The organism is Vibrio sp. HI00D65 (assembly GCF_001635455.1).
GTDB lineage: Bacteria > Pseudomonadota > Gammaproteobacteria > Enterobacterales > Vibrionaceae > Vibrio.
The window spans coordinates 1-285 of record NZ_LWEH01000509.1; the positions used below are offsets into that span (position 1 = coordinate 1).

The following is a 285-nucleotide window of genomic DNA, read 5'->3' on the forward strand; positions in this document are numbered from 1 at the left end:
AATACATAATTAGGTAAATATCCTGACTCAACATCAAGGGTCAATCCATACTTTTCTTTGGCGTATTTAGCCGCTGTGAGCAACGGCAGTGACACATACCCCGTTTCCCTTTGGCTAAAATCTTTATCATGCGTCCACCACTCTTGATGCATTTCCAAAGCACGGTGCATAGCATCACGATATGCCTCTTGATTTTGTTGGTGTACCGCTTGCATCACATCATAGAAACCAAGCGTGATGGTAATACTGTGGAAAATCATCCAGCGCTCTCTGCCAGCGCAATCG

The 285-nt window shown here is 44.6% G+C and carries 1 protein-coding gene; it reads right to left on the minus strand.

The window, feature by feature from the left end:
- Positions 1 to 285 (minus strand): Imm49 family immunity protein (locus tag A3712_RS23170; protein ID WP_197465896.1); only part of this gene is annotated, 285 nt, incomplete at both ends.